This window comes from Pseudomonas sp. FG35, assembly GCF_057809295.1.
This window is the reverse complement of the sequence record NZ_JBMDJR010000009.1, coordinates 49,406-68,529: the sequence shown is the minus strand read 5'-3', so window position 1 is coordinate 68,529 and position 19,124 is coordinate 49,406. Positions and strand designations below refer to the sequence as shown.

The window sequence follows — 19,124 nt, the reverse complement described above, 5'->3', positions numbered from 1 at the left end:
CGCGAACCTTCAGACCGCTGGCGCCTCTTGATGTCCACGATAGCAGACAACATTCTCCAGGTTAGTTCGCGTATTCATGCCGCCACCGCTGCCGCCGGACGCGATGAAAACAGCGTCCAGCTACTGGCCGTGAGCAAGACCAAACCGTCCGAAGCCCTGCGTGAAGCGTATGCCGCCGGCCTGCGCGACTTTGGCGAGAACTACCTGCAGGAAGCCCTGGCCAAACAGCTCGAACTGGCCGACCTGCCCTTGATCTGGCACTTCATCGGCCCCATTCAGTCGAACAAGACCCGCTCGATTGCCGAGCATTTCGCCTGGGTGCACTCCGTGGATCGTCTGAAAATCGCCCAACGCCTGTCCGAACAACGCCCGGCGGATCTGCCGCCACTGAACATCTGCATTCAGGTCAACGTCAGCGGTGAAGCCAGCAAGTCCGGCTGCACCCCGCAAGACCTGCCGGCCCTGGCCCAGGCCATCAGCGCCCTGCCGCGCCTGAAGCTGCGCGGGCTGATGGCAATTCCCGAGCCGACCGAAGATCGCGCCGAGCAGGACGCGGCATTCGCCGCCGTTCAGAAGTTGCAGGCCGGCCTCGATCTGCCGCTCGACACACTTTCCATGGGCATGAGCCACGACCTCGAGTCGGCCATTGCCCAGGGCGCGACCTGGGTCCGTATCGGTACGGCCCTGTTCGGCGCCCGTGACTATTCCCAATCTTGACCATTTCCAGATAAGGACCTGACATGAGCAACACACGTATTGCCTTTATCGGTGCCGGCAACATGGCCGCCAGCCTGATCGGCGGCCTGCGGGCCAAGGGTCTGGAAGGTGCACACATCCGCGCCAGCGATCCGGGTGAAGAAACCCGCGCCAAAGTCAGCGCCGAACACGGCATCGAAACCTTCGCCGACAACGCCCAGGCCATCGACGGCGCCGATGTAGTGGTACTGGCGGTCAAACCACAAGCCATGAAGCTGGTGTGCGAAGCGATTCGCCCGAGCCTGAAACCGAATCAACTGGTGGTGTCCATCGCCGCCGGCATCACCTGCGCCAGCATGACGGCCTGGCTCGGCGAACAGCCGATCGTGCGCTGCATGCCGAACACCCCGGCGCTGCTGCGCCAGGGCGTGAGCGGCTTGTACGCCACAGGCAAGGTGAGCGCCGAACAGCGTCAACAGGCTGAAGAACTGCTGTCCGCCGTGGGCATCGCCCTGTGGCTGAACGAAGAGCAGCAACTGGACGCGGTCACCGCTGTCTCCGGTTCCGGCCCGGCGTACTTCTTCCTGCTGATCGAAGCCATGACCGCCGCCGGCGTCAAACTCGGCCTGCCGAAGGAAACCGCCGAGCAGCTGACCTTGCAGACCGCGCTGGGCGCCGCGCAGATGGCGGTATCCAGCGACGTCGACGCGGCCGAACTGCGCCGCCGCGTGACCTCGCCGGCCGGCACCACGGAAGCTGCGATCAAATCGTTCCAGGCCGGCGGCTTCGAAGCCCTGGTGGAAAAAGCACTCGGCGCCGCCGCGCACCGCTCGGCCGAAATGGCCGAACAATTGGGCAAATAAGGAGCCTTACATGATTGGATTGAACACCGCAGCGGTCTACGTGCTGCAAACCCTCGGCAGCCTGTACCTGCTGATCGTGCTGCTGCGCTTCGTCCTGCAACTGGTGCGGGCGAACTTCTACAACCCGCTGTGCCAGTTCGTGGTCAAGGCCACCCAGCCGTTGCTCAAGCCACTGCGCCGGATCATCCCGAGCCTGTTCGGCCTCGACATGTCGTCGCTGGTGCTGGCGATCCTCGTGCAACTGGCGCTGATGGCGCTGACGCTGCTGCTGACCTACGGCACCACCGGTAACCCGATGCAACTGCTGATCTGGTCGCTGATCGGCGTGACGGCGCTGTTCCTGAAGATTTTCTTCTGGGCCATGATCATCAGCATCATCCTGTCCTGGGTCGCACCGGGCAGCCACAATCCGGGCGCCGAACTGGTGAACCAGATCTGTGAACCGGCCCTGGCGCCGTTCCGCCGCATCCTGCCGAACCTCGGTGGTCTGGATCTGTCGCCGATCTTCGCCTTCCTCGTGCTGAAGCTGATCGACATGCTGGTGATCAACAACCTCGCGGCGATGACGATGATGCCGGAAATCCTGCGCCTGCTGATGTGAGCTGGTTTCGCTGGGACGGTGACGACCTGATTCTGGAATGTCACCTGCAACCGGCCGCCCGCAGCGATGATTTCTGCGGGCTGCACGGTGATCGCCTGAAAATCCGCCTGACCGCGCCGCCGGTCGAGGGCAAGGCCAATGCGTACCTGATGGGGTTTCTGGCCAAGGCTTTTGGGGTTTCCAAAAGCCAGGTCAGTTTGCTCAGTGGTGAGCTGAACCGGCAGAAGCGGGTGAAGATCTGCTCGCCGAAGAAGTTGCCGGATCTGCCCGGACTAGTCAGCTGATCGTTCCCACGCTCTGCGTGGGAACGAGCGCAAATCAGGCCTGATCGTTGCTTGCCGCTAACCCCACCGGTCTTTAGACTTACGCCTCATTTCAACGAGAGCAGGGTCGATGCCAGCTGCCTTTCCCCCCGATTCTGTTGGTCTGGTGACGCCGCAAACGGCGCACTTCAGCGAACCGCTGGCCCTGGCCTGCGGCCGTTCGCTGGCCGATTATGACCTGATCTACGAAACCTACGGCACGCTGAACGCGCAAGCGAGCAACGCCGTACTGATTTGCCACGCCTTGTCCGGCCACCACCACGCTGCGGGTTACCACAGCGTCGACGACCGCAAGCCCGGTTGGTGGGACAGCTGCATCGGGCCCGGCAAACCGATCGACACCAACAAGTTCTTCGTGGTCAGCCTGAACAACCTCGGCGGTTGCAACGGTTCCACCGGCCCGAGCAGCCTCAACCCGGAAACCGGCAAGCCATTCGGCGCCGACTTCCCGGTGCTGACCGTGGAAGACTGGGTGCACAGCCAGGCACGTCTGGCCGATCTGCTCGGCATCGGCCAGTGGGCCGCGGTGATCGGCGGCAGCCTGGGCGGCATGCAGGCGCTGCAATGGACCATCACGTATCCGGATCGCGTTCGCCACTGCCTGGCCATCGCCTCGGCCCCCAAGCTGTCGGCGCAGAACATCGCCTTCAACGAAGTGGCGCGCCAGGCGATCCTCACTGACCCGGAATTCCACGGCGGCTCGTTCCAGGAACACGGCGTGATCCCCAAGCGCGGCCTGATGCTGGCGCGGATGGTGGGGCACATCACCTACCTGTCCGACGACTCCATGGGCGAGAAATTCGGCCGTGGCCTGAAGAGCGAAAAGCTCAACTACGACTTCCACAGCGTCGAGTTCCAGGTCGAAAGCTACCTGCGCTATCAGGGCGAAGAGTTCTCCGGGCGCTTCGATGCCAACACCTATCTGTTGATGACCAAGGCGCTGGACTACTTCGATCCGGCGGCGAACTTCAACGATAACCTGGCGAAAACCTTCGAAGGTGCAAAAGCCAAGTTCTGCGTGATGTCGTTCACCACCGACTGGCGATTCTCCCCGGCCCGCTCGCGGGAACTGGTGGACGCGCTGATGGCCGCGCGCAAGGACGTCAGCTACCTGGAAATCGACGCGCCCCAGGGCCACGACGCCTTCCTGATTCCGATCCCGCGCTACTTGCAGGCGTTCGGCAATTACATGAACCGCATTACGTTGTGAGAAAGCCATGAGAGCTGATCTGGAAATCATCCAGGAATGGATCCCCGCCGGCAGCCGCGTGCTCGACCTCGGCTGCGGTGACGGCGAATTGCTGACCTGGCTGCGCGACCACAAGCAGGTCACCGGCTACGGCCTGGAAAACGACCCGGACAACATCGCCGAGTGCGTGGCCAAGGGCATCAACGTCATCGAGCAGGACCTGGACAAGGGCCTGGGCAACTTCGCCAGCAACAGCTTCGACATCGTGGTGATGACCCAGGCCCTGCAAGCCGTGCATTACCCGGACAAGATCCTCGACGAAATGCTGCGGGTCGGTCGCCAGTGCATCATCACGTTCCCGAATTTCGGTCACTGGCGCTGCCGCTGGTACCTGGCGAGCAAGGGTCGGATGCCGGTGTCGGAATTCCTGCCGTACACCTGGTACAACACGCCGAACATCCACTTCTGTACCTTCGAAGACTTTGAAGAACTTTGTCGCGAACGTGAGGCGAAGGTCATTGATCGGCTTGCCGTGGATCAACAGCACCGCCACGGGTGGGCCAGTAAGCTATGGCCTAATCTGTTAGGTGAGATCGGTATCTACCGCGTCAGCAGCCCGGGGCTTGCGGATCACAGAATCGCGGTCTGAACCACGACATTGCGAGGAGAACGAACATGGGACGCTTGATTACCGCGCTATTGGCCGCCTGCCTGAGCCTGTCGGCCGTGGCCGCCGATGCCATCAAGGGCGAACGCAAGGAAGTGTTCGGTGATGTCACCGTGCATTACAACACCTTCAACTCGACCTTCCTGACGCCGGACATCGCCAAGGCGGCCGAGCTGATCCGCAGCAAGAACCAGGGCGTGATCAATGTCTCGGTGATCAAGGACGGCAAGCCGCTGATCGCCCAGGTCACCGGCACCGTCAAGGACTTGACCAGCCAGAGCGTGCCGCTGACTTTCCGCCAGATCACCGAACAGGGCGCGATCTACTACATCGCCCAGTACCCGGTGGAGCAGCAGGAAACCCGCACCTTTGAAATCAAGGTACAGACCGGCGACAAGATCAACACCCTCAATTTCAACCAAGAGCTTTTCCCTGGCCAATGATCAATCTCAAGCAACTCGTACTGGCCAGCCATAACGCCGGCAAACTCAAGGAACTCCAGGCCATGCTCGGCGACTCGGTGCAATTGCGCTCGATCGGCGAATTCAGCAGCGTGGAGCCGGAAGAAACCGGCCTATCGTTCGTCGAGAACGCGATCCTCAAGGCCCGCAATGCCGCGCGCATTTCCGGTCTGCCGGCGCTGGCCGACGACTCGGGTCTGGCGGTGGATTTCCTCGGCGGTGCGCCGGGCATCTACTCGGCGCGCTACGCCGACGGCAAGGGCGACGCGGCGAACAATGCCAAATTGCTCGACGCCTTGAAGGACGTGCCGGAAGCCGAACGCGGCGCGCAGTTCGTCTGCGTATTGGCGCTGGTACGTCACGCCGACGATCCACTGCCGATCCTCTGCGAAGGCCTGTGGCACGGGCGCATTCTGACCGCCGCCAGCGGTGAGCACGGTTTCGGCTACGACCCATTGTTCTGGGTGCCGGAGCGTAACGTGTCCAGCGCCGAACTGAGCCCGAGCGACAAGAACCAGATCAGCCACCGCGCCCGTGCAATGGATCTGCTGCGCCAGCGTCTGGGCTTGAAATGACCGATAGCTCCTCCGCGTCGTCGCTGATTATCGGCGGCGCCGCCTCCTCGCCTCGGGCGCCGTTGCCGACGCTGCCGCCCCTGGCGCTGTACATCCACATCCCGTGGTGTGTGCGCAAATGCCCCTATTGCGACTTCAACTCCCACACCGCCAGCCCGGTGCTGCCGGAGCAGGAGTATGTCGACGCGATGCTGGCCGACCTTGATCAGGATCTGCACGCGGTGTACGGCCGTGAGTTGAGTTCGATCTTCTTTGGCGGCGGCACGCCGAGCCTGTTCAGTGCCGAAGCCCTTGGTCGCTTGCTGGAAGGCGTCAAACAACGCATCCCGTTTGCCGATGACATCGAAATCACCCTGGAAGCCAACCCCGGGACTTTCGAGCAAGAGAAGTTCGTCGCCTACCGCAAGCTGGGAATCAATCGCCTGTCGATCGGTATCCAGAGCTTCCAGCAGGAAAAGCTCAAGGCCCTCGGCCGAATCCACAACGGCGATGAAGCCGTACGCGCCGCCGGCATGGCGCGCCAGGCCGGGTTCGATAACTTCAACCTCGACTTGATGCACGGCTTGCCGGACCAGTCACTGGACGATGCCCTGAGCGATCTGCGCCAGGCGATCGAACTGAAGCCGACGCATATTTCCTGGTATCAGCTGACACTGGAGCCGAACACCGTGTTCTGGAACCAGCCGCCGGTGCTGCCGGAAGACGACACGCTGTGGGACATTCAAGAGGCCGGGCAGGCGCTGCTGGCCGAGCACGGTTACGCGCAGTACGAAATTTCGGCCTACGCCCAACCGGGTCGACCGGCGCGGCACAACCTCAATTACTGGAGCTTCGGCGACTTCATCGGCATCGGCGCCGGCGCCCACGGCAAGCTCAGTCACCCGGACGGGCGCATCGTGCGTACCTGGAAGACACGCCTGCCGAAGGACTACCTCAACCCGGCCAAAAGCTTCCAGGCCGGCGAGAAAGCCCTGACCAACGACGAGATGCCGTTCGAGTTCCTGATGAACGCCCTGCGCCTCACCGCCGGCGTCGAATCGCGCCTGTACCCGGAGCGCACCGGCCTGTCGCTGGACACGCTTGCCGAAGGTCGGCGCGAGGCCGAACAAAGCGGTCTGTTGCAGGTCGAACCGTCACGCCTGGCGACCACAGAGCGCGGACAGCTGTTCCTCAACGACTTGCTGCAACAATTTCTGAACTGACTTCAGTCCCAAGGGAAAACGCATGGATTTGATACTCGACCTGCTCGCCACCGTCTCCCGCTGGAGCCGCAGCAACCTCTCGGAAATCGCCCTGGCGCTGGTGGGCTGCCTGCTGGTGCTGTTCGGCGCCGACTTCAAGGGCTGGGTCGAGCAACGCCTGGGCAGCATCGCCGGCGCCCTGCGCGTGCCGCTGATGGCCCTGCTGTGCATGATCGGCAGCGGCGCGGCGCTGATCTACGCGACGCCGTGGGTGGTGAAGGGGCTGAGCCAGTTCAACAACTACAGCCTGGCGCCGGTGTTGTTGGTGGTGCTTGTGTTGATTGGCGTGGTCGCGGATCGCCGCTGATTTTCAGCTACTACCCAAAACAACTGTGGGAGCCATTGGCTCCCACAGTTTTTTATTGCGTAACGTTTAAGCGAGCCTTTCGAACTTCAGATCCCACACGCCATGCCCAAGACGTTCGCCACGGCGTTCGAACTTGGTGATCGGGCGTTCGGCCGGGCGGGGTACGCACTTGCCGTCTTCGGCAAGGTTGCGATAGCCCGGGGCGACGTTCATCACTTCCAGCATGTATTCGGCGTACGGTTCCCAGTCGGTGGCCATGTGCAGAATGCCGCCAACCTTCAATTTGCTGCGCACCAGTTCAGCGAAGGACGCCTGAACGATGCGGCGCTTATGGTGACGGCTCTTGTGCCACGGATCCGGGAAGAACAGCATCAGGCGATCGAGGCTGTTGTCGGCAATGCAGCGGTTGAGCACTTCGATCGCGTCGCAGTCGTAGACCCGCAGGTTGGTCAGGCCCTGAGTCAGCACGCCGTTGAGCAGTGCGCCGACACCCGGACGGTGAACCTCGACACCGATGAAATCCTGCTCCGGCGCAGCGGCGGCCATCTCCAGCAGCGAGTGGCCCATGCCGAAACCGATCTCCAGCGAACGCGGCGCGGAACGGCCGAACACCTGGTCGAAATCCACCGGCGCATCGGCCAGCGGCAGGACGAACTTCGGCGCGCCCTGATCCAGGCCGCGCTGCTGGCCTTCGGTCATGCGCCCGGCGCGCATCACGAAACTCTTGATGCGGCGGTGTTGGCGCTCGTCGCCTTCTTCCGTCTGGATTGGCGTGTCGTTCGATTCAGTCATCAATAGCTCTTACTTGATCAGACCATCCAGCGGCGAAGAGGCGCTGGCATAGAGTTTTTTCGGCATGCGGCCGGCGAGGTAGGCCAGGCGGCCCGCGACGATCGCGTGTTTCATGGCTTCGGCCATCATGATCGGCTGCTGGGCGTGGGCGATGGCCGAGTTCATCAGCACGGCGTCACAGCCCAGTTCCATGGAGATGGTGGCGTCGGAAGCGGTACCGACACCGGCATCCACCAGCACCGGAATTTTGGCTTCTTCGAGGATGATCTGCAGGTTGTACGGGTTGCAGATCCCCAGGCCCGAACCGATCAGACCGGCCAGCGGCATCACCGCGATGCAGCCGATTTCCGCCAGTTGCCGGGCGATGATCGGGTCGTCGCTGGTGTAAACCATCACGTCGAAGCCTTCCTTGACCAGCACTTCGGCGGCCTTGAGGGTTTCGATCACGTTGGGGAACAGGGTTTTCTGGTCGGCCAGCACTTCCAGCTTCACCAGGTTGTGGCCGTCGAGCAGCTCACGGGCCAGGCGGCAGGTGCGCACGGCCTCGACCGCGTCGTAGCAGCCGGCGGTGTTCGGCAGGAAGGTGTAGCGATCCGGCGACAGCACTTCGAGCAGGTTCGGCTCGCCTTCGATCTGGCCCAGGTTGGTGCGGCGCACCGCGAAGGTGACGATCTCGGCACCCGAGGCTTCGATGGCCAGGCGGGTTTCTTCCATGTCACGGTACTTGCCGGTACCGACCAGCAAACGCGACTGGTAAGTACGGCCGGCCAGAACGAAAGGCTTGTCGCTACGAACGATGCTCATGGGGAATCCTCTGTTGGAGTGAGGGTCTTGCAGAATTGTCGGCCCATGCAGGCCTGGCGACTAGCCGCCGCCGATCGCGTGCACGACTTCGACGTTGTCGCCGTCGTTCAAAGTGGTGTCGGCATGCTGGCTGCGCGGGACGATATCCAGATTGAGTTCGACCGCGACGCGGCGTCCGGTCAGGTCCAGACGGGTCAGCAGGGCCGCAACGGTTTCACCGTCGGGCAGTTCAAAGGATTCACCGTTCAACTGAATGCGCATGCGCAACGCCGCCATCACTTTTTAGGGGGTGGCATTCTAGCCCGATCATGACCTAAAGGTCAGCACCAAGCGTCAAGCGGTTGGCTGCAGGCGCCAGGCGGCGAGTCCGAGGCACAGCCAGCCAATCAGGAACGCCAGGCCACCGAACGGGGTGATGATGCCGAGCTTGCCGATGCCGAGGGTGGTCAACAAGTACAGGCTGCCGGAGAACAGCAGGATGCCGATGGTGAACGAGATGCCGGCCCAGGCGACCAGACGCCCCTGAAGCTGCGTGGCCAGCAGCGCCACGCCGAACAGCGCCAGTGCGTGCACCAGTTGATAAGTGACGCCGGTGTGGAAGATCGCCAGGTATTCGGGTGTCAACCGGTTTTTCAGGCCATGGGCGGCGAATGCGCCGAGGCCGACACCGGTGAAACCAAAGAAGGCGGCCAGCATCAGAAAGCTACGCAGCATGTAGAACTCCAGTCAGACTCGATCGGCAGGGTCTGTATAATGGCCCGCTCAACCGGTTCGGCCAAGCCATCTCTATGCTGCGTTTATTTCTCCGTCGTTTCACGAAGGCCCTGCTCTGGTTCGCGGGCGGCAGCGTATTGCTGGTGTTGGTGTTTCGTTTCGTGCCGCCACCGGGCACGGCGCTGATGGTCGAGCGCAAGATCGAATCCTGGGTCGACGGCGAGCCGATCGATCTGCAACGCACCTGGAAGCCTTGGGACGAGATCTCCGATGACCTGAAGGTCGCGGTGATTGCCGGCGAAGACCAGAAATTCCCCGAGCACTGGGGTTTTGACCTGAGCGCGATCAAGGCAGCACTGGCCCACAACGAACTCGGCGGCTCGATCCGTGGCGCCAGCACCTTGAGCCAACAAGTGTCGAAGAACCTGTTCTTGTGGTCCGGCCGCAGTTATCTGCGCAAGGGCCTGGAGGCCTGGTTTACCGCGCTGATCGAAGTGTTCTGGCCCAAACAGCGAATTCTCGAGGTGTACCTGAACAGCGTCGAGTGGGATGACGGTGTGTTCGGCGCCGAAGCGGCGGCAAGGCATCACTTTGGCGTAGGCGCCAGGTCGCTGTCCCGGCAGCAGGCGAGTTATCTGGCGGCTGTGCTGCCGAATCCCCGGGTCTGGAGCGCCAGTCATCCGACCGCTTACGTGTCGCGCCGGGCCGGCTGGATTCGCCAGCAGATGAGCCAGCTGGGTGGCGACAGTTACCTGCTGACACTCAATGATTCGCGCCGTGCGCCTTGGGCCCAATGACGTTCTGACAGGCAAACAAAAACGCCCCGATCATCACTGATCGGGGCGTTTTTCATTGCCGGACTACCGGTTATGCGGCAATCGACAACTTGAGCTTGTTCATCGCACTCTTCTCGAGCTGACGGATCCGCTCGGCCGACACGTTGTACTTCTGCGCCAGGTCGTGCAGCGTGGCTTTCTCTTCTGCCAGCCAGCGCTGGTAGAGGATGTCGCGGCTGCGTTCGTCCAGCACTTCCAGCGCTTCGTGCAGGTTGTGATTGGAGTTGTCGCTCCAGTCGGCGTCTTCCAGTTGACGCGCCGGGTCGTACCGGTGGTCTTCCAGGTAGTTGGCCGGCGACTGGAAAGCACTGTCGTCGTCCGCTTCCGCAGCCGGGTCGAAGGCCATGTCATGGCCGGTCAGGCGACTTTCCATCTCACGCACTTCACGCGGCTCGACGCCGAGGCTTTCCGCCACACGGTGGACTTCCTCGTTGTTCAGCCAGGCCAGACGTTTCTTCTGGCTGCGCAGGTTGAAGAACAGCTTGCGCTGGGCCTTGGTGGTCGCGACTTTCACGATCCGCCAGTTGCGCAGGATGAACTCGTGAATCTCGGCCTTGATCCAGTGCACCGCGAAGGACACCAGACGCACGCCCATTTCCGGGTTGAAACGCTTCACGGCCTTCATCAGGCCGACGTTACCTTCCTGGATCAGGTCAGCCTGAGCCAGACCGTAGCCGGAATAGCTACGGGCGATGTGTACGACAAACCGCAGGTGGGCGAGCACCATCTGCCGAGCCGCCCCCAGATCCTGCTCATAGTAGAGACTCTCGGCCAGTTCACGCTCCTGCTCCGGCGTCAGCAATGGAATGCTGTTGACGGTGTGCACGTAGGCTTCCAGGTTTGCGCCTGGAACCAATGCATACGCAGGTTGCAAAGAATTGGACATACGGAAAAACCTCCGACTTACATACTCATGCTTTTCAGCATTGCGAAAAATTGACCGGAAACTCAAATGAAAGTTTCCTTAACCACTGAAAGGTCAATCACGCGCAAAAAAAGATTCTACTTCGGCGCCAGCTCCCTGAGATGACGTGCGACTGCAATCCATGCACCGATATAACCCAACAGCACCGCGCCAAGCAAGAGCGACAGACCGTCGGCAACCGGCACGCCGGCCAGTGCGAAATCACTGCCGTACAAGCCGGCCAGCCCGACCACCGCGTCGTTCAGCCAGTTCAGGCCGAACGCCAAAACACCCCAGGACAGCAGCCCCGCACCGAAGCCATACAGCGCGCCCATATAAAGGAAGGGACGACGCACATAACTGTCGGTGCCGCCAACGAGTTTAATCACTTCTATCTCGGTGCGGCGGTTTTCAATATGAAGACGAATGGTATTGCCTATCACCAAAAGTAATGCGGAAACCAGCAACACCGTCAGACCGAACACGAAACGGTCGCCGAGCTTGAGGATGGCGGCCAGACGCTCGACCCAGACTAGATCAAGTTGCGCCTGTTGTACCTTGGGCAGCTCGGAAAGTTTTTGTCTTAATGCTTCCAGGGTCGACTTGTCGACCTCGTTCGGCGTCACCAGCACTACGCCCGGCAGCGGGTTTTCCGGCAGCTCGCGCAGGGCTTCGCCCAGGCCGGACTGCTGCTGGAACTCTTCCAGCGCCTGATCGCGGCCGACATATTCGGCATCAGCTACGCCCGGCATGCCCTTGATCTGGTCGCGCAATGCTTCGCCCTGAGCCGGAGTCGCCTCGAGCTCCAGGTACAGCGAGATCTGCGCCGCGCGCTGCCACGAGCCGCCCAGGCGCTCGACATTGTTCAGCAACAACGAAAGGCCCATCGGCAGACTCAGCGCAACGGCCATCACCATGCAGGTGAAGAAGCTGCCGATCGGCTGCTTGCCGAGACGGCGCAGGCTGTCGATCCAGCTGGCGCGATGGCTTTCGATCCAGGCACGGAACAACGTGGCGAAATCCGGGCCGTCGTCATCGTCGTGCTTTTTCTTCTTTGGCGGTTGCGGATCGGCGGCCTTCGGGGCCACGCGCTCGGAAACCTTCGGACTGCGTGTTGCACTCATACGCCGGCCTCCCCGTCGCCGATCAATCGGCCGCGTTGCAGGGTCAGCATGCGATGGCGCATGCGCGCAATCAGCGCCAAGTCGTGACTGGCGATCAGCACGCTGGTGCCCAGACGGTTGATGTCTTCGAACACGCCCATGATCTCGGCCGCCAGACGCGGGTCGAGGTTACCGGTCGGTTCGTCCGCCAACAGCAGTGCCGGACGGTGAACGATGGCACGGGCAATGCCGACGCGCTGTTGCTGTCCGGTGGACAGGTCGCCCGGATACAGCTCGGCCTTGTCCGACAGGGCCACACGCTCCAGCGCCGAATCGACGCGCTTGGCGATTTCGACCTTGGACAGCCCGAGAATCTGCAACGGCAGCGCGACGTTGTTGAACACCGTGCGATCGAACAGCAGTTGATGGTTCTGGAACACCACGCCGATCTGCCGACGCAGGAACGGAATCTGCGCATTGCTGATGGTGCTCAGGTCTTGTCCGGCGAGCAGCAGCTTGCCACTGGTCGGACGTTCCATCGCCAGCAGCAGGCGTAACAGAGTGGATTTACCGGCACCGGAGTGGCCGGTGACAAACAGGAACTCGCCGCGACGGACTCGAAAGCTCAGCTCATGCAAGCCGACGTGACCGTTCGGGTAGCGCTTACCGACCTGTTCGAAACGAATCATGAACGCTCCCGCTCGGCAAACAGTGCCTGGACAAAGGGTTCGGCTTCAAAGGTACGCAGATCGTCGATGCCTTCACCGACGCCGATATAGCGGATCGGCAGGCCGAACTGCTTGGCCAGGGCGAAAATCACCCCGCCCTTGGCGGTGCCGTCGAGCTTGGTCAGCGCCAGGCCGGTCAGTTCGACGGTCTGGTTGAATTGCTTGGCCTGGTTGATGGCGTTCTGGCCGGTGCCGGCGTCGAGCACCAGCAGCACTTCGTGCGGCGCATCGGCGTCGAGCTTGCCGATCACCCGGCGAACCTTTTTCAGTTCTTCCATCAGGTTGTCTTTGGTGTGCAGACGACCGGCGGTGTCGGCGATCAGCACGTCGATGCCACGAGCCTTGGCGGCCTGCACGGCGTCGAAGATCACCGAAGCCGAGTCCGCGCCCGTGTGCTGGGCGATTACCGGAATCTTGTTGCGCTCGCCCCAGACCTGCAACTGCTCGACAGCCGCAGCACGGAAGGTATCACCGGCGGCCAGCATGACTTTCTTGCCTTCCAGCTGCAGTTTCTTCGCCAGTTTGCCGATGGTGGTGGTCTTGCCGGCGCCGTTGACGCCGACCACCAGAATCACGAACGGCTTGTTCCGGGAAGCGATCTTCAGCGGCTGCTCGACCGGTTTGAGCATTGCGGCCAGCTCGGCCTGCAGGGATTTGTACAGGGCGTCGGAATCGGCCAGCTCTTTACGTGCGACCTTCTGGGTCAGGCGCTGGATGATCACCGAAGTCGCCTCGACGCCAACGTCGGCCGTCAGCAGGCGGGTTTCGAGATCGTCGAGCAGATCGTCATCGATGGCTTTCTTGCCGAGGAACAGGCTGGCCATGCCCTCGCCGATACTGGCGCTGGTCTTGGACAGGCCCTGCTTGAGACGGGCGAAGAAGCCGGCCTTGGTTTCCTCGGTACGCGGAGCCTCGACCTGGGTTTCAACCTGGGATTCCACTGGCGCTACGGCGACAGGTGCAGGTGCAGGTGCAGGTGCAGGTGCAGGTGCAGGTGCAGGTGCAGGCTCGGGCACTTCGACAATCGGAGCAACCGGAGCAGCAACCACAGGTTCTGGAATGAAAGGAGCAGCTTCCACCACCGGCGCCTGAACAGGCTCTGGCGTGAACGCCACCGGCGCAGGAATCGGCGGCGTAACGTGCGGCGCGGCCTCTTCGACCAGCGCCACCGGCTCTTCCGCCACCGGCAATGTCAGCCACGGTTCGCTGGCCGGGGTCAGCGGCAACTCGGCGGCAGCCGGCGCTTCTGGATCGGCCTCGGCCACCGGTTGCAGCACCGGCTCGGCGATCGGCAGCACGACCGGTGCCGGCGCTTCTTCTAATACGGGAGCAGGCGCAGGGGCCGGCTCAGGAATGGCAGTCGGCTGTTCGACGACGGGTTCCTGCGGTTTCTTGCGCAGCCATCCGAACAGGCTTTTCTTCTCGCCAGCCGCAGCTGGGGTCTTCTTGTCGTCGTTGGAACCAAACATGGAGGACGGCTATCTCACGGTAGCGACGCGCCACAGGGGCGCCCCGGCAAATAAATATTCGATGCAGAACAGACTGTGTTTCACCCAGCTTGTTCACGCGCAACATTTTGTCGAGGCACCAACGGCACCTCAAAGGAATCGTTTTAATGAAGGACTGGCCGGCAAAATCGGCGAAAAAGCGAAGTTTAGCTGATAAACCAAAGCCTTCTGCCGCAAACCCATACAACCTGATCAGGTTTCAAAACCGGATAGGCGTGGTCGCCGGTAAAACGGATCAGTATCCTAGCACCCTCTCGCCCGCCGACGCTAAGACCAAGCGGGCAGCCCAACAGGTTTAAAAACGAATGAATGCTCTAGCCCGCCGCGCCGCAGGCCTGCTGCTCAGCACAGTCTGCCTGCCCCTTTCGGCCCTGGCGGCCGACCCGCAACCGACACACGAATTCACCCTCGACAACGGCCTGAAGGTCGTCGTGCGCGAAGACCATCGCGCGCCGGTGGTGGTGTCGCAGGTCTGGTACAAGGTTGGTTCCAGCTACGAAACCCCGGGCCAGACCGGTCTGTCCCACGCCCTCGAGCACATGATGTTCAAGGGCAGCGAGAAAGTCGGCCCCGGCGAAGCCTCGCTGATCCTGCGTGACCTCGGCGCCGAAGAGAACGCGTTCACCAGCGACGACTTCACCGCTTATTACCAGGTGCTGGCCCGTGACCGTCTGGGCGTGGCCTTCGAACTGGAAGCCGACCGCATGGCCAACCTGCGCCTGCCGGCCGACGAGTTCGCCAAGGAAATCGAAGTCATCAAGGAAGAGCGCCGTCTGCGCACCGACGACAAGCCGATGGCCAAGGCCTACGAGCGCTACAAGGCCATGGCCTACCCGGCCAGCGGTTACCACACGCCGACCATCGGCTGGATGGCTGACCTTGAGCGGATGAAAGTCGAAGAACTGCGTCACTGGTATCAGTCCTGGTACGTGCCGAACAACGCCACGCTGGTGGTGGTCGGCGACGTGACACCGGACGAGGTGAAGACCCTCGCCCAGCGCTACTTCGGGCCGATCCCGAAACGCGACGTGCCGCCGGCGAAAAAGCCGCTGGAACTGGCCGAACCGGGTGAACGCCAGATCACCCTGCACGTGCAGACTCAACTGCCGAGCCTGATGCTCGGTTTCAACGTCCCGAGCATCGCCACCGCCGAAGACAAACGCTCGGTCAACGCCTTGCGCCTGATCTCGGCGTTGCTGGACGGCGGCTACAGCGGCCGCATCCCGACTCAACTGGAGCGCGGCGAAGAGCTGGTGTCCGGCGGCTCGTCGAGTTACGACGCCTACACCCGCGGTGACAGCCTGTTCACCCTGTCGGCCACGCCGAACACCCAGAAGAAAAAGACCATCGCCCAGGCGGAAGCCGGCCTGTGGAAACTGCTGGAGCAGCTGAAAACCAGCGCACCGTCCGCCGAAGAGCTGGAACGCGTACGTGCGCAGGTCATCGCCGGCCTGGTCTTCGAGCGTGATTCGATCACCAGCCAGGCCACCGCCATCGGCCAGCTGGAGACCGTCGGTCTGTCGTGGAAGCTGATGGACACCGAACTGGCCGACCTGGAAAGCGTCACCCCGCAAGACATCCAGAACGCCGCCAAGCTGTATTTCACCCGCGAACGTCTCAGCGTCGCCCACGTCCTGCCTCTGGAGACGACTCATGAGTGAGCGCAAAACCCCACGTCTGCTGCTCGGCCTGATCGCCGTGGCCATCATCGGCTCGGCTGCGTTCTATCTGGTGCCGAGCGACAACACCAAGGCCAGCGAAGCGCTGGATAACGCCAAGTCCAGCCAGAAGCTGCAATCGCTGGCCGAACTCGACGGCAAGGCCCCGGCCAGCCGCAAGCTCGACGTGCAGACCTGGAACACCGCCGAAGGCGCCAAGGTGATGTTCGTCGAAGCCCGCGAACTGCCGATGTTCGACATGCGCCTGATCTTTTCCGCCGGCAGCAGCCAGGACGGCAACGCGCCAGGTCTGGCCCTGCTGACCAACGCCATGCTCAACGAAGGTGTGGCGGGCAAGGATGTCGGCGCCATCGCCCAAGGTTTCGAAGGCCTGGGCGCGGATTTCGGCAACGGCGCCTATAAGGACATGGCCATCGCGTCGCTGCGCAGCCTGAGCGCCGCCGACAAACGCGAGCCGGCGCTGAAACTGTTCTCGGAAGTGGTGGGCAAACCGACCTTCCCGGCCGATTCCTTCGCGCGCATCAAGAACCAGATGCTCGCCGGTTTCGAATACCAGAAACAGAACCCCGGCAAACTCGCCAGCCTGGAACTGATGAAGCGTCTGTACGGCGATCACCCGTACGCCCATTCCAGCGACGGCAACGCGCAAAGCGTACCGAAGATCACGCTGGCGCAACTGCGTGAGTTCCACGCCAAGGCCTATGCGGCCGGCAACGTGGTGATTGCGCTGGTCGGCGATCTGTCCCGCAGCGAAGCCGAGGCGATTGCCAATCAGGTGTCCGCTGCGCTGCCCAAAGGCCCGGCGCTGGCGAAAGTCGAGCAACCGACCGAGCCGAAAGCCGGCATCGGCCACATCGAGTTTCCGTCGAAGCAGACCAACCTGATGATCGCGCAACTGGGCATCGACCGTGACGACCCGGACTACGCCGCGCTGTCGATGGGCAACCAGATCCTCGGCGGTGGCGGTTTCGGCACCCGGCTGATGAGCGAGGTGCGTGAGAAGCGCGGCCTGACCTACGGCGTGTATTCGGCCTTCAGCCCGATGCAGGCTCGTGGCCCGTTCATGATCAACCTGCAGACCCGCGCGGAAATGAGCGAAGGCACCCTGAAACTGGTGCAGGATGTGCTCGCCGACTACCTCAAGACCGGCCCGACCCAGAAAGAACTGGACGACGCCAAGCGCGAACTGGCCGGCAGCTTCCCGCTGTCCACCGCAAGCAATGCCGATATCGTCGGTCAGCTCGGCGCCATGGGGTTCTACAACCTGCCGCTGAGCTATCTGGACGACTTCATGCGTCAGTCCCAGAGCCTGACGGTCGAGCAGGTTCGCGACGTTCTGAACAAACACTTGAGCACGGATAAACTGGTCATCGTCAGCGCTGGCCCGACCGTGCCGCAAAAGCCGTTACCGGCCCCATCTGATAAACCTGCCGAGCAGCCGCTCGGGGTTCCGGAGCATTAATGGCCAGTCCAAAGAAACCTGTACAAAAACTGCACAACGGTGTGAACCAGTTGCGCATCATCGGCGGCGAATGGCGCAGCCGAAAGCTGAGCTTCCCTGATGCGCCGGGTCTGCGCCCGACGCCGGACCGGGTGCGTGAAACCCTGTTCAACTGGCTCGCGCCGTACGTTGCCGGGGCCAAGGTACTCGACCCGTTCGCCGGCAGCGGCGCGCTGTTTCTCGAAGCGCTGTCCCGTGGCGCGGCCATGGGCCAGGCGCTGGATGCCAGCCACGTCGCGGTCTCCAGCCTGAAAGAACACCTCGGCACCCTGCGCTGCACCAACGGCCAGGTGCAGACCGCCGACGCGCTGCGCTACCTGGAAACCCAGACCGCAACCGCGTTCGATCTGGTATTCCTCGACCCCCCGTTCAACCAGAACCTGCTGCCAGCGGTGTGCACGCTGCTGGAAGAGCGCCAATGGCTGGCCGATGATTCGTGGATCTACACTGAAAGCGAAACCGCGCCATCGACCCTCGGCCTGCCGGGCAACTGGCGCCTGCACCGCGAGCAGAAATCCGGGCGGGTGTACTACGCGTTGTGGCAACGTATGGCAGTGATCGCCGGTTAACCGACCGGCCTGAAAAAGCGGCGAGTCTCAGCCGAGGCTCGCTGCGCTGCATCGAGAGCAATCGTGTCCCCTTCGTCAAAAACGTTCATCCCCGCCTTCGGCCTCGGCAATCCGCACCTGCAAACCTTGTGGGGGCCGCTGTGGCGTAAAACCGTGCACCTTGATCGCCAGCGCGAACGGCTGTGGCTGGACGACGGCGACTTTCTGGATCTGGACTGGTATGGCCCGCACAGTGCCGAGGCGCCATTGGTGCTGGTATTGCACGGGCTGACCGGTTCTTCCAATTCGCCTTACGTGGCCGGAATCCAGGCAGCGCTCGCCGCGCAAGGCTGGGCCAGTGTTGCGCTGAACTGGCGCGGCTGCTCCGGCGAGCCGAACCTGTTGCCGCGCAGCTACCATTCCGGCGCCAGCGAAGACCTCGCCGAAACCCTCCGCCACCTGAAGGCCAAGCGGCCACTGGCGCCGTTGTATGCGGTCGGCTATTCCCTCGGCGGCAACGTGCTGCTCAAGCATCTGGGGGAAACCGGCAGCGCCAGCGGCGTGCTCGGTGCGGTGGCGGTGTCGGTGCCGTTTCGCCTGGATCAATGTGCCGACCGTATCGGCCAGGGTTTCTCGAAGGTCTATCAGGCGCACTTCATGCGCGAGATGGTCGCCTACATCAAGAACAAGCAGCGCCAGTTCCAGCACGACGGCCGCGAGGATGGTCTCGCTGCACTGGCGGCCCTCGGCTCGCTGGAAAACATGCGCACCTTCTGGGATTTCGATGGCCGGGTGACCGCGCCTCTGCACGGTTTCGCCGATGCCGAGGATTACTATCGCCGCGCGTCGAGCCGTTACTTTCTCGGCGAGATTCGCACGCCGACCCTGATCATTCAGGCGGCCGACGACCCGTTCGTGTTCCCCCACAGCCTGCCTTCGGCCAATGAGTTGTCGGCCACGACCCAGTTCGAATTGCAGAATAAGGGCGGGCATGTCGGCTTCGTCGACGGCACACTCCGCCAGCCGGGTTATTACCTGGAGCGACGGATTCCACAGTGGCTGGCCGACGCGGGGCGCGAGTGAG

General features: G+C 62.4%; 24 protein-coding genes. 16 read left to right on the top strand and 8 right to left on the bottom strand.

Annotated features, from left to right (window positions below):
- Positions 1–30 precede the first annotated feature (30 nt).
- The 10 genes from ACODTD_RS18620 (at position 31) to ACODTD_RS18575 (ending at position 6,923) form a co-directional block, all read left to right on the top strand.
- On the top strand, positions 31–717 hold the full coding sequence (locus ACODTD_RS18620) for a YggS family pyridoxal phosphate-dependent enzyme (RefSeq protein ID WP_108563470.1): 687 nt from the start codon (positions 31–33) through the stop codon (positions 715–717).
- Between the two features lie 23 nt (positions 718–740).
- Positions 741–1,559: a pyrroline-5-carboxylate reductase gene (gene proC / locus ACODTD_RS18615; RefSeq protein WP_221615964.1), complete on the top strand. Its 819-nt coding sequence runs from the start codon at positions 741–743 to the stop codon at positions 1,557–1,559.
- 10 nt (positions 1,560–1,569) lie between these two features.
- A complete protein-coding gene (locus ACODTD_RS18610; protein ID WP_489105088.1) occupies positions 1,570–2,160 on the top strand; it encodes a YggT family protein in 591 nt (196 codons plus the stop codon).
- The gene (locus ACODTD_RS18605; protein ID WP_039767931.1) at positions 2,157–2,444 is read left to right on the top strand and encodes a DUF167 domain-containing protein; all 288 of its coding nucleotides are present in this window, start codon (positions 2,157–2,159) and stop codon (positions 2,442–2,444) included. The genes ACODTD_RS18610 and ACODTD_RS18605 overlap by 4 nt, the downstream gene beginning before the upstream one ends.
- 109 nt (positions 2,445–2,553) lie before the next feature.
- Complete coding sequence (metX, locus tag ACODTD_RS18600) at positions 2,554–3,693, top strand: homoserine O-succinyltransferase MetX (RefSeq protein ID WP_011336376.1); 1,140 nt, start codon at positions 2,554–2,556, stop codon at positions 3,691–3,693.
- Between the two features lie 7 nt (positions 3,694–3,700).
- Positions 3,701–4,321, top strand: coding sequence for a methionine biosynthesis protein MetW (metW, locus tag ACODTD_RS18595; protein WP_011336377.1), 621 nt, complete (start codon positions 3,701–3,703; stop codon positions 4,319–4,321).
- Between the two features lie 26 nt (positions 4,322–4,347).
- Complete coding sequence (locus tag ACODTD_RS18590) at positions 4,348–4,782, top strand: DUF4426 domain-containing protein (protein WP_011336378.1); 435 nt, start codon at positions 4,348–4,350, stop codon at positions 4,780–4,782.
- Positions 4,779–5,375, top strand: coding sequence for an RdgB/HAM1 family non-canonical purine NTP pyrophosphatase (rdgB, locus tag ACODTD_RS18585; protein WP_011336379.1), 597 nt, complete (start codon positions 4,779–4,781; stop codon positions 5,373–5,375). Before ACODTD_RS18590 ends, rdgB begins: the two co-directional genes overlap by 4 nt.
- Complete coding sequence (hemW, locus tag ACODTD_RS18580; protein WP_260411757.1) at positions 5,372–6,577, top strand: radical SAM family heme chaperone HemW; 1,206 nt, start codon at positions 5,372–5,374, stop codon at positions 6,575–6,577. The genes rdgB and hemW overlap by 4 nt, the downstream gene beginning before the upstream one ends.
- A 22-nt stretch (positions 6,578–6,599) precedes the next feature.
- Positions 6,600–6,923: a DUF3392 domain-containing protein gene (locus tag ACODTD_RS18575; RefSeq protein WP_011336381.1), complete on the top strand. Its 324-nt coding sequence runs from the start codon at positions 6,600–6,602 to the stop codon at positions 6,921–6,923.
- Between the two features lie 66 nt (positions 6,924–6,989).
- Here ACODTD_RS18575 and trmB read toward each other — a convergent pair whose 3' ends face one another.
- The 4 genes from trmB to ACODTD_RS18555 all read right to left on the bottom strand — a co-directional run bounded on the left by trmB (position 6,990) and on the right by ACODTD_RS18555 (position 9,233).
- Positions 6,990–7,715 carry a tRNA (guanosine(46)-N7)-methyltransferase TrmB gene (gene trmB, locus ACODTD_RS18570; RefSeq protein WP_285354349.1) on the bottom strand — a complete coding sequence of 242 codons (726 nt, stop codon included), beginning with the start codon at positions 7,713–7,715 and terminating at the stop codon, positions 6,990–6,992.
- 9 nt (positions 7,716–7,724) lie between these two features.
- Positions 7,725–8,519, bottom strand: a complete 795-nt coding sequence (locus ACODTD_RS18565; protein WP_007953385.1) for a thiazole synthase — start codon at positions 8,517–8,519, stop codon at positions 7,725–7,727.
- A 60-nt stretch (positions 8,520–8,579) separates the two neighbouring features.
- On the bottom strand, positions 8,580–8,780 hold the full coding sequence (thiS, locus tag ACODTD_RS18560; RefSeq protein ID WP_007953386.1) for a sulfur carrier protein ThiS: 201 nt from the start codon (positions 8,778–8,780) through the stop codon (positions 8,580–8,582).
- Positions 8,781–8,852: 72 nt separating this feature from the next.
- On the bottom strand, positions 8,853–9,233 hold the full coding sequence (locus ACODTD_RS18555) for a DUF423 domain-containing protein (protein WP_011336384.1): 381 nt from the start codon (positions 9,231–9,233) through the stop codon (positions 8,853–8,855).
- Between the two features lie 74 nt (positions 9,234–9,307).
- Between ACODTD_RS18555 and mtgA the strand changes: the two genes are divergently transcribed.
- Positions 9,308–10,030, top strand: a complete 723-nt coding sequence (gene mtgA, locus ACODTD_RS18550; protein WP_007953390.1) for a monofunctional biosynthetic peptidoglycan transglycosylase — start codon at positions 9,308–9,310, stop codon at positions 10,028–10,030.
- 70 nt (positions 10,031–10,100) lie between these two features.
- On the opposite strand, the gene rpoH is transcribed toward mtgA, so the two are convergent.
- From rpoH to ftsY, 4 genes are all read right to left on the bottom strand, one after another.
- On the bottom strand, positions 10,101–10,955 hold the full coding sequence (gene rpoH, locus ACODTD_RS18545; protein WP_007953393.1) for an RNA polymerase sigma factor RpoH: 855 nt from the start codon (positions 10,953–10,955) through the stop codon (positions 10,101–10,103).
- Between the two features lie 116 nt (positions 10,956–11,071).
- Positions 11,072–12,097: a permease-like cell division protein FtsX gene (gene ftsX / locus ACODTD_RS18540; RefSeq protein WP_064380089.1), complete on the bottom strand. Its 1,026-nt coding sequence runs from the start codon at positions 12,095–12,097 to the stop codon at positions 11,072–11,074.
- Positions 12,094–12,765 (bottom strand): cell division ATP-binding protein FtsE, encoded by a 672-nt coding sequence (gene ftsE / locus ACODTD_RS18535; protein WP_007953396.1) that lies wholly within the window; start codon positions 12,763–12,765, stop codon positions 12,094–12,096. Before ftsE ends, ftsX begins: the two co-directional genes overlap by 4 nt.
- A complete protein-coding gene (gene ftsY, locus ACODTD_RS18530; protein WP_489105087.1) occupies positions 12,762–14,273 on the bottom strand; it encodes a signal recognition particle-docking protein FtsY in 1,512 nt (503 codons plus the stop codon). Before ftsY ends, ftsE begins: the two co-directional genes overlap by 4 nt.
- Here ftsY and ACODTD_RS18525 point away from each other — a divergent pair.
- From ACODTD_RS18525 to ACODTD_RS18505, 5 genes are all read left to right on the top strand, one after another.
- A complete protein-coding gene (locus tag ACODTD_RS18525) occupies positions 14,272–14,466 on the top strand; it encodes a hypothetical protein (protein WP_080511029.1) in 195 nt (64 codons plus the stop codon). The genes ftsY and ACODTD_RS18525 overlap by 2 nt on opposite strands.
- 151 nt (positions 14,467–14,617) lie before the next feature.
- On the top strand, positions 14,618–15,973 hold the full coding sequence (locus ACODTD_RS18520) for a M16 family metallopeptidase (protein ID WP_285354347.1): 1,356 nt from the start codon (positions 14,618–14,620) through the stop codon (positions 15,971–15,973).
- A complete protein-coding gene (locus ACODTD_RS18515) occupies positions 15,966–17,453 on the top strand; it encodes a M16 family metallopeptidase (RefSeq protein ID WP_285354346.1) in 1,488 nt (495 codons plus the stop codon). Before ACODTD_RS18520 ends, ACODTD_RS18515 begins: the two co-directional genes overlap by 8 nt.
- Positions 17,453–18,061 (top strand): 16S rRNA (guanine(966)-N(2))-methyltransferase RsmD, encoded by a 609-nt coding sequence (rsmD, locus tag ACODTD_RS18510; protein WP_064380079.1) that lies wholly within the window; start codon positions 17,453–17,455, stop codon positions 18,059–18,061. The genes ACODTD_RS18515 and rsmD overlap by 1 nt, the downstream gene beginning before the upstream one ends.
- Positions 18,062–18,124: 63 nt before the next feature.
- A complete protein-coding gene (locus tag ACODTD_RS18505; protein WP_011336390.1) occupies positions 18,125–19,123 on the top strand; it encodes a hydrolase in 999 nt (332 codons plus the stop codon).
- Position 19,124 lies beyond the last annotated feature (1 nt).